This window comes from Streptomyces sp. NPDC001852 (assembly GCF_042891825.1).
Taxonomy (GTDB): Bacteria; Actinomycetota; Actinomycetes; order Streptomycetales; family Streptomycetaceae; genus Streptomyces.
This window is the reverse complement of sequence record NZ_JBIATN010000075.1, coordinates 1-9051: the sequence shown is the minus strand read 5'-3', so window position 1 is coordinate 9051 and position 9051 is coordinate 1. Positions and strand designations below refer to the sequence as shown.

Below are 9051 nucleotides of genomic sequence, written 5' to 3'. Positions count from 1 at the left end.
CGCTTGGACAGGTGGTGCAGGTCGGCCATCAGCAGCATGTTCTCCTCGCCGGTGATCAGCCCGTCCACCGCCGAGAACTGCCCGGTCACCCCGATCGCGGCGCGTACGGCCTGTGGGCTGGTGGCGAGGTCGTGGCCCGCGACGTGGGCCTGTCCGCCGTCGGCGGTGACGAGGGTGGAGAGGATCTTGACGGCGGTGGTCTTGCCGGCGCCGTTCGGGCCGAGCAGGGAGAAGATCGTTCCTTCCGGGACGGCCAGGTCGACGCCGTCGAGCACGACCTTGTCGCCGTAGGACTTGCGCAGCCCGTTCGCCGCGATGGCCAAAGTGCTCATGAGGAGTGCTCCTTCGAGGGCTGCGGTGGTCAGAGGCTGCGGGCGGTGATGTCGCCGTACGCGGTGGTGGCGTGGATGGTCAGCTCGGGGCTGCCGCCGCTGTTCTGGAGCGCGTTGTGGATCCGGCCGTGACCGGTGCCCGCGTCCAGGGAGGCGGAGACGCCGGGGGCGGCACCGACCGAGATGTCACCCTGCGCGGTGCGCACCGTCACCGTGCCGTGCACGGCCTCGGTGATCTTCACAGCGCCCTTCTGGGTGCTGATCTCCGCGGGGCCGCCCAGACGGCCCACCGAGATGTCGCCGTCGTGGGCGGTGAGGCGGGCGCTGGCGGCCTCGTCGAGCTCGACCGAGCGGTAGCCGCCCGAGAAGGCGACGTCGCCGAGCCGTCCGACGCCGCGGAACTCGGCGGCGTCGGCCTTCGCCTCGACCCGGGAGCCGGCCGGCAGTTGGACGGTGACCTCGACGGACCCGGAGTGTCCGAGGATCCGGTTGGCCGGCTCGGCGGCCTCGATCCGCAGGACGCCCTCGCCGTAACCGACCTTGATCTCCCCGGCCGCCTTGACGTCGCGGCTCTTGGCGGCGTCGGCGGGCCGGACCTCGACCACGGTGTCGGCCCGGTCGCCGGCGATGAGCTGGATGCGTCCGGCGGGGATGTCGAGGACGGCGGTGATCGGGGCGGGGGTCTCGAACTTCTGCATCGTGCGCTCCTTCGACTCGTTGTTTCCGATGTCGAAAACGCTACGTTGCATTCAAGGATCGGGCAACAGATCCGTTGCGCAGAATCAGCATTGATGCAGGTAGAAGCGGAGAAATCATTGCAACAGCCTTGGCGGATAATGCAACGACCCGCATCGCGTTCATTGCAATGGATGAAGATGAACGCTCTGCTGGCACGAGTCCTGGCGGCAGGACTCACCCTCGCTCAGTCGCTGGGGACGTCGGTGGTGTCGGTCCGGGTGTAGAGGACGTCGCGGCCCTGCTCGGCGGCGCGGACGAGTGCTTCGCCGACGAAGTCGAGGAATCGGGCGGCGTTTTCGAGGCGGGCGGCGGCCGGGGTGCCGCGGCCGAGGATGCTCACGCCCTGGCGTGCGGTTTCGATGAACTGGTCGTTGGCCCGGGCGCTGCGGATCATCGACTGGTACCAGAGGTCGTCGTCGACGACGTAGCGCTCGCGGCGGCGTTCGTCGCGTTCCCGGCGGACGAGGGCCAGGTTCTCGAGGAACGTGATCGCTTTGGAGATGGACGCCGGGCTGACCTGGAGGCGCTGGGCGAGTTCGGAGGCGGTGAGGCTGCCGGTGTCGGTGGTGTAGAGGCAACCCAGCACCCGGGCCATCATCTTGGGCAGGCCCGAGGTCATGAAGACGGTGGTGAGGGCCTCCTGGTACTCGGCCACGGCCTCGGCGTCGCGTCCGTAGGGCTGCGGGAGTGCCTGCGGCCCCCGGGGCGCGGCCTGCTTGCGTCGGTGGGTGCGCTGCTGGGTGGCGCGGTGGGCCAGGTCGGCGCGGTAGGCGGTGGGCCCGCCGTTGCGCATCACCTCACGCGTGATCGTGGAGGTCGGGCGGTCGAGACGCCGGGCGATCTCGGCGTAGGGGAGGCTGTCGGCCAGCCCCAGCGCGATCTGCTGGCGTTCGGCCTGGGTGAGCCTGCCTCCCGGCATCGGTGCGCTCCTTCATGCCCCACGGGTGCTCCATGGTGCTGCTCGGTGTTCCTGACGCCTCCACCATAGCGTTCATCTTCAACACGTTGCAACGATCGACTCTTCGAGCGTTGCGTTAAACGAGAGGATGTTGCAATGATTATGGCGCCTTCACCTGCGAAGTTGCCGCTTCGAAGCAAAGGCAATGTTGCAGGAATCTAGAAAGCAACGTAGCGTTTCCGTTGTCAAGAAACAGCGAGTCGCAAGTACGAGGGAGAGCACGATGCAGAAGTTCGACACCCCCGCCCCGATCTCCGCCGTCCTGGACATCCCGGCCGGACGCATCCAGTTCATCGCCGCCGACCGGGCCGACACCGCGGTCGAGGTCCGGCCCGCCAACCCCTCCAAGAGGCGCGACGTCCAGACCGCCGAGCAGACGGAAGTCGCCTACGCCGACGGCGTCCTGCGGATCCACACCGCCGAGCCCAAGAACCAGTTCTTCGGCCCCTCCGGATCCCTGGAGGTCACCGTCAAGCTGCCCGCCGGCTCCCGCGTGGAGGCCAGGACCGGCGGCTGCGAGCTCCGCGGCGTCGGCCGGCTCGGTGACGTCGCGTTCGACGGCGCCTACCGCCAGATCAAGATCGACGAGACCGCGAGCCTGAGCCTCACCGCCCACGACGGCGACATCGAGGTCGGCCGGCTGGGCGGCCCCGCCCGGATCAGCACCGCACGGGGCGACATCCGGATCGCCGAGGCCACGGGCGGCAAGGTCGTGCTCCGCACCGAGTCCGGCGACATCACGGTCACCGCCGCCGCCGGCGTCTCGGCCGCCCTCGACGCCGGTACGAGCTACGGCCGCATCAGCAACGCCCTCAAGAACGACGGCACCGCCGAACTCGACATCAGCGCCACCACCTCCTACGGCGACATCACGGCCCGCAGCCTGTGAAGGAACAGAACCAGCGCGGTCCGGCCGCGCCGACCGGTTCCGAGATCCTGCCGGGCCGTCGCCGACGACCCGGCCGACCTCGCCCGGGGGCCTGCGGACACCCGACGCGGCCGGGGGGGCGACACCTGCGCGGGCGCCGAACCAAAGCGGCGGTCCGCGGCCGATCAGCTCTGCTACGAGACGGTCGACGGGCCGCGAATCAGGCGTCTGACAGGTCGTGGGAAACGTTCACTCGGCGGTCTCGATCCGCTGCGGGGCGATGCCCAGGATGAGCTTCTCCAACGCGCCCTGGGCGGGGCCGAAGGTGGCCAGCCAGGTCTCGACCAGATAGACCTCGCTGTTCTCGTCGATGCCGAGGAAGAATCTGCCCTGATCGAGTTCGCCGATGGGGAAGAGGGCGCGCCCGATGGTGTCACTCCAGTCGGCGAAGCGGTCTTCCTCGCCGATCAGGAGATCGAGGTTGAAGTGGAAGGGAGTCTTGGCGCAGGTGATGCCCGGTCCGCTGATCTGCACGTCCAGGCCGCCGAACTCCGTCAGGAAGGCCTCGGAGGCATCGTGCATGCGGATCAATCCGGTCCGCTCCAGCGCCTCGCGCCATCGGTCGACCGGAACGCGCCGTCCGGGCTGCCAGCCTGCTGTGCGCAGTGTTTCCTCGACCACGCCTGTTCGCCGTAGTGAGGATGCTGCCGCATCGACCCAAGCCCGGTCCACCGGAACGTTCTCGGGCCAGTCCGGCCGCCTGTCTGCCTGCCACCGGGCAAAGTCGTCACGCAGGAACTGCGGATCCACGGGTTTCAGCCGCACCTGTGGTCGGTGATCCGCCCACCAGACTTCGAACTCGGCCTCGGTCCCTTTGCCCGGCCAGCGTTCTGCGACCGTGGGCAGGAGCAGAGCGTCGACGAAACCGCTGACCGGAAGCCCGATGTCGACGAAGATTCCGATCGCACCCGGGTTCGGGACTGCAACGACCGTCCCCTGGAGCCTTTGCCCGAACCGCAGGCCGCGACGGATGCGACTCCACTCCTCAGCGCTGACCACCCTGACATCCTGGCAAATGCTCGCCGCCTGCCACTGCTTGTTACTCACTTTCGGGTGAAAGCGGTCGTGGTGGTGGGGAGGCCGGGGCCCAAGGTTGGTTGCCTCAGGCCTGTATTTCCAAGGCGCAAGGCGTTGATACTGCATCAGAACGGTGCATTCAGTATCTAGATGGTGTTTACATGTGCGAGTTACGGAAATTTGCCGAAACGGTAATTCCCTTCGCATGTCCCTCACGGCGTGGAGGGCCTGGGGGCAGGGTGTGCGTGTGCGGCCGACCGGTCACACACCAGCACAACACACCGAGTTGGCCTGCGCTTTCTCTGTCACGGCCGACTGGGTGTGGGCACCCTCGAAGGGGGACCTCGTGTCCGTTTCTTCTTCCGTCCGCCGCCTGACCGCCGTCACCGCGGTAGCGGCCGCTGCCGTGGGCGCGGTGGCGCTGCCGGCCGCGGCGGCCGATCACCACTCGGGCTACCCGCGGCATGCGGCGGTGTACATCAGCGGCGTGCAGTACGACTCCCCGGGCCGGTACGACCACTCCAACCGCTCGCTGAACAAGCAGTGGGTGGACGTCACCAACTCGACCCGGCGGGCGGTGGACCTGGAGGGCTGGACCCTGTCGGACGAGGACGGCCGCACCTACACCTTCCACCATGTGTGGCTGCAGGGCCGGGCGACGGTCCGTGTCCACACCGGTTACGGCCGGGACACCCGCACCGATGTGTACCAGGACCGGCGGCGCGAGATGTGGGAGAGCGACGGCGACACCGCCACGCTGCGCAACGACCACGGCCGCTTCGTCGACGCCGTCTCCTGGGGCGGCGACCGCGACCACCGCGGTGACCACTGGGGCGGCGACCGCGACGACCGCGGTGACCACTGGGGCGGCGACCGCGACGACCGCGGTGGGCACCGTCACTGATCCGGCGGTGGATGGCGCCGGCTCGTAGCCGCCTCGACAGCGCGCAGGTCGTCTCCTCCGGGTGTGGAGGAGGCGACCTGCTTGCGCGGCACCCGCCACCGATTCTCGCGCTGGATCCCGGCGAGGCCGAGCAGACCCGTGCCACCACCGTGGGGGACGACGGCGGACGGGACGGCCACGGGCATCGCACGGTCTGCGAAAAGGCTTCCGCTGACGAGGGCGGTGGTCCTATCGTCTGAGCCCATGATCCCCAACGGCGTTCCGCTGCCCCCGACGGTCTACCCACTCGCCAAGGGGCGTGTGTGGGCCATGCTGGCGGGCTCTGTGGTCTTCGTCGCTGTGGGCGTCGTTCTCCTGGTCGCCCACAGCACCGTGAAGATGACGGTGGCGGGGGCGTTGGCCGTGCTCTTCTTCGGGTTCTGCGCGGTGCTCATCATCCAGCGCCTGCTGCGCGACCGACCGGAGCTGGTGCTGGACGACGCGGGAGTGGACCATGTGAGGCTGGGCCGGTTCGGCTGGGACGAGATAGCGGCGGTGCGGATACGCGAGCAGCGGGTACGCAACACCTCGCAGCGGTTCATCGAGCTGGTCCTCCACGACCCGGACGCCTATCTGGCCCGTGCCCCCAAGCTCGTTCGCAGCACCGCGTCCATGAACGCACGACTCGGCTTCGGTCCGGCCAACATGCCCACGAACACCCTGCCGGTGCCGCCCGAAGCGGTCCTGGACGCGATGCGGCGCCACCGCCCCGGACTCGCGGTACACCACTGAGCCACGGCACTGGGTGCTCGTCGCAGCGCACTGGGGTGGGCGGCGGTATGGGGGAGGTTGGCGGTGTGCGCGGCGAAGCGTTGGCGGCCGGCTGTGTGCCCGCCGGGACGGTGTGTCAGAGCGTGGCGAGCCGGTCCACCAGGAGCTCCACCCTCATCTCGGTGTACTCCGGCGGGAGCCGTCCGGCCCGGGTCAGGGTCGCCACACCGTGCAGGGACGCCCAGAACACCTCGGTGAACAGCCCCGGGCCGACGCCGTCCCCGGCGACCTCGCCCAGGCTCTCCAGCAACGCGGCGAAGGCATCCTTCAGAGGTTCCGGGGTGTCCTCCTGCGCGTAGGCGAGACCTCCGTCGAGCTGGAAGATGGCGTCGTAGACCGCCGGGTTGCGTGCGGCGAAGTCGAGGTAGGCGCGGGCGAGGGCGGCGACCCGCTCGCGCGGGCCGTCCGCGGCGGCGGTCGCGGCCCGCACCGCTGCGGCCATTTCGGCGGCGCCCTGGAGGGCGACGGCGCCGATGATCTCGCGCTTGCCGCGGAAGTGGCTGTAGAGGACGGGCTGGCTGTATTCGATGCGTTCGGCGAGCCGGCGGGTGGTGACTGCGTCCCAGCCCTGCTGCTCGGCGAGTTCGCGGGCTGTCGCCACGATGAGGCGTTCGCGGTCCGCCCGTTCGCGTTCCTTGCGTTCCTGTACCGACATGATGCGATCCTAGCACCGCTAGACAAGCGAGCGGCAGCAGTACTAGCGTTGCCTCGTCATCTAGCAGCGCTAGATCCAGGAGGGGTCATCATGCTCAGCGCACTCCAGGTGTTCACCACCGTGGTCGTCGGCCTGATGGTGGGGGTGGAGTTCTCCGTCCTCTTCGTCATCAACCCGATCCTCAACGCCCTCCCGGAGGACAGTGGCCAGCTCGGCCACGCCCACGGGGGCCGGATGCTCGGCGCCGTGATGCCGGTCTGGTACATCACCTCGCTCGTCCTCACCGCGCTCTGGGCCGTCGCCGGACGCCACCACGGCGCCGGCCTCGTCGTCACCGCCGGCGCGCTGCTGCTCCTCAGCGTGGTCATGTCGGTCCTGCTGCTCGTCCCGATCAACAACCGGAACAAGATGTGGACCCCCGAGAACCGGCCCGAGGACTGGAAGCAGCAGCTGAACCTCTGGCTGCGCTGGCACTACGTCCGCGTCGCCGTCATCATCGCCGCCTTCACCCTGTTGGCCACCGCCCTCAGCATCACCTGATCACCGATGGCACCGGCATCCCGCTCGTCGCCACCCTGACCGGCGGCAACCGCAGCGACGTCACCCGGCTGATCCGGCTCCTCCAGGCCGTGCCGCCCGTGCGGGGCAAGCGCGACCGGCCCCGGCGCCGCCCGGACGTGGTGCTGGGTGACCGTGGCTACGACCACGACAAGTACCGCCGTCTGGTCCGGGACTTCGGCGTGAAGCCGCTGATCGCCCTCCGCGGCACCGATCACGGCTCCGGTCCGGGCACCCAACGCCGGGTCCTGGAGCGCGCGGCCGCCGCGGCGCGCACTCCGCCTCCGACGCGATGACGGCCGCCGACCACCTGGGCGCGGCCCAGCACACGGCCGCCGTGCACGCGTTCACCGATGCGATGACCCAGGGCTACCGCGTCATCGCCGCACTCGTCGCCGTCACCGCCCTCGTCGTCCTCCTCTGGCAGGCACGCGCCCGGCGCACCACGACCGACACCCGGCAGGCCGCATCGTGAACACCACCCGGCAGCCCGCAACCACGGTGACCCGGCCCACGGACGCGGCCACACCGCACCCGCGCGCGGCGCTAGTCCCGTAGAAGGTTGCGCACATGCCCCAGAACCGCGAACCAGAATGATTCGGGATTTTCCATGGCGACGGGGTCGGCTTGGCGCATCCGATGCAAAAGCCTGTCCGCGGCGCCCTCGGGGTCGACACCCTCGTCGGTGCTGGCCTCGGCGTCGTACTCCGGCCTTTCCTCCTCCAGTGCGTGCAGGAAATATGCCAGAGCGTCGATGCTGCTGTTGAGCAGGTGCGGAGTGCCCTCCTCCGGGATGCAGTACACAATGCCGGTGGCGGTATCGACGATGACGTCATCAAGGGCGATCCCTCCGAGCGTCAGCCAGGCCGACATGTCGAATGAGCAGTTCGGGTACTTCTCCGCGACGGCCTGCCACGCCTCACCGCCGATCCACAGGTCACCGTCGAGAAGGAACTGGTCCATCTCGAACCAGCCTTCCTGGTCCGGGAGACCGACCTCGCGCAGGAAGACTCGGGTCGGCTCATGCGCGATGGCAGCCAGCACACCATCGTCCAGAGCGACCAGATCATCGGTGCTGAAGACCGACTCCATTCGAGTCCGGTCGATCAAAGGGCTCATAGAATCCCGCACTTTCGGTCGGGACGGTCATCGGGCGCCCCAATGAATTCCCGCTCGCCCCCTTCGTGATCGTATCGGACCCGCATGGCGGCGTAGTTGTTACTGGAGAAGACCGGCTCACCGGTCTGTTTGTGGGGCGTGTTCACGCCCACGACCAGGACCCGCCAACAACACGCCAGGCACCGCTCCGACTGGCCAGTCTGCCGATAGACCATCAGACATCTGCTGAGAACAGGATGCCTTCGCCCGCGGGAGTGAAGGGGGCATGCAGGGCCGTCCCCAACCACCCGGCTACGACCCCCAACAGGCGTGACACGCCCGACTGGTGACTGCCGATCAGTACTCCTGCCCATCGTGCAGTTTCCCTGTCTGCATCTGTGCCGGGAGACCAGGTGAACCGGTGCTGCGCCCAGGATGCTTGTCCGGGTGGTGCGTTCGGCGACGCTGCGAGTCCACCCGTGCGGGAGGTACCGCACGGGGTCTCTTCGTGCCTACCCTCTACGGTGGCTGCTGGTTCCGGTCGTCGGCCGGTGACATGCTGCTCCAGTTGTCCGGTGACAGCGGTGCGGAGATCCCGTTCCGGGAGGCGTGATCTTTTCCATATCTCATCCGCAGCACATTTTGAAGCACACAAGACCGACCCCTGCACACAGGCCTGGCCTCCCGAACCAGTCTGCCCCCTGACGGGCAGTCACCAGCTCCCCCTAACCCGGCCCCTGCCGCTAGCCCGGGCCGCCAGGCCCGCAATCGTGCCACGCGAAGCGTGGGACGCCCGGTGACGCGGAGCGTCACCGGTGGCTGTAGCGCAGCGGAGGCCACCAGCCGGCCGAAGGCCGGCCCATGCCCCGCAACGCGGGGCATGCTGCTCCCGAAGCGCAGCGTAGGGAGCAGCAACGAGACTGCGCAGCAGGCTCGTTGAGCGGGGAGCGCAGCGAGCCGCTTTCCGCTCACGCGGAGCGGGAGCGGAACAGCCGCGCGCAGCGCGGGTATTCGCTGGCTTCGCGCGCAGCGCGAAGGGACCCGCTCCGCGGG

Annotated in this window: 11 protein-coding genes and 1 pseudogene; 6 read left to right on the top strand and 6 right to left on the bottom strand. The window is 68.9% G+C overall.

From position 1 onward, the window contains the following. The 3 genes from ACFYZB_RS46420 to ACFYZB_RS46410 form a co-directional block, all read right to left on the bottom strand. The coding region (locus tag ACFYZB_RS46420; protein WP_351218519.1) for an ATP-binding cassette domain-containing protein at positions 1-332 on the bottom strand (332 nt) is incomplete at its 3' end. 29 nt (positions 333-361) lie between these two features. Beyond that, positions 362-1030, bottom strand: a complete 669-nt coding sequence (locus tag ACFYZB_RS46415; protein ID WP_388768163.1) for a DUF4097 family beta strand repeat-containing protein — start codon at positions 1028-1030, stop codon at positions 362-364. Positions 1031-1254: 224 nt separating this feature from the next. Continuing rightward, the gene (locus tag ACFYZB_RS46410; protein ID WP_388768161.1) at positions 1255-1989 is read right to left on the bottom strand and encodes a helix-turn-helix domain-containing protein; all 735 of its coding nucleotides are present in this window, start codon (positions 1987-1989) and stop codon (positions 1255-1257) included. Positions 1990-2251: 262 nt separating this feature from the next. Between ACFYZB_RS46410 and ACFYZB_RS46405 the strand changes: the two genes are divergently transcribed. Beyond that, complete coding sequence (locus ACFYZB_RS46405; protein ID WP_351218525.1) at positions 2252-2917, top strand: DUF4097 family beta strand repeat-containing protein; 666 nt, start codon at positions 2252-2254, stop codon at positions 2915-2917. A gap of 228 nt (positions 2918-3145) precedes the next feature. On the opposite strand, the gene ACFYZB_RS46400 is transcribed toward ACFYZB_RS46405, so the two are convergent. Beyond that, on the bottom strand, positions 3146-4003 hold the full coding sequence (locus ACFYZB_RS46400; protein WP_388768158.1) for an SUKH-3 domain-containing protein: 858 nt from the start codon (positions 4001-4003) through the stop codon (positions 3146-3148). 316 nt (positions 4004-4319) lie between these two features. Between ACFYZB_RS46400 and ACFYZB_RS46395 the strand changes: the two genes are divergently transcribed. After that, positions 4320-4877, top strand: a complete 558-nt coding sequence (locus ACFYZB_RS46395; RefSeq protein WP_388768156.1) for a lamin tail domain-containing protein — start codon at positions 4320-4322, stop codon at positions 4875-4877. Between the two features lie 243 nt (positions 4878-5120). Further along, on the top strand, positions 5121-5648 hold the full coding sequence (locus ACFYZB_RS46390) for an STM3941 family protein (RefSeq protein WP_388768154.1): 528 nt from the start codon (positions 5121-5123) through the stop codon (positions 5646-5648). Positions 5649-5763: 115 nt separating this feature from the next. On the opposite strand, the gene ACFYZB_RS46385 is transcribed toward ACFYZB_RS46390, so the two are convergent. Continuing rightward, complete coding sequence (locus tag ACFYZB_RS46385; protein WP_388768153.1) at positions 5764-6342, bottom strand: TetR/AcrR family transcriptional regulator; 579 nt, start codon at positions 6340-6342, stop codon at positions 5764-5766. A gap of 90 nt (positions 6343-6432) precedes the next feature. Between ACFYZB_RS46385 and ACFYZB_RS46380 the strand changes: the two genes are divergently transcribed. The 3 genes and pseudogenes from ACFYZB_RS46380 (at position 6433) to ACFYZB_RS46370 (ending at position 7375) form a co-directional block, all read left to right on the top strand. After that, entirely contained in the window at positions 6433-6882 is a 450-nt protein-coding gene (locus ACFYZB_RS46380; protein ID WP_351218537.1) for a DUF1772 domain-containing protein, read from the top strand. Further along, positions 6870-7166, top strand: a pseudogene (locus tag ACFYZB_RS46375) (transposase); the annotation flags it as partial. The gene ACFYZB_RS46380 and the pseudogene ACFYZB_RS46375, both read left to right, overlap by 13 nt. Positions 7167-7192: 26 nt before the next feature. After that, positions 7193-7375, top strand: coding sequence for a hypothetical protein (locus ACFYZB_RS46370; protein ID WP_351218539.1), 183 nt, complete (start codon positions 7193-7195; stop codon positions 7373-7375). 71 nt (positions 7376-7446) lie between these two features. Here ACFYZB_RS46370 and ACFYZB_RS46365 read toward each other — a convergent pair whose 3' ends face one another. Continuing rightward, positions 7447-8019 carry an SUKH-4 family immunity protein gene (locus ACFYZB_RS46365; RefSeq protein WP_388768150.1) on the bottom strand — a complete coding sequence of 191 codons (573 nt, stop codon included), beginning with the start codon at positions 8017-8019 and terminating at the stop codon, positions 7447-7449. Positions 8020-9051: the final 1032 nt, after the last annotated feature.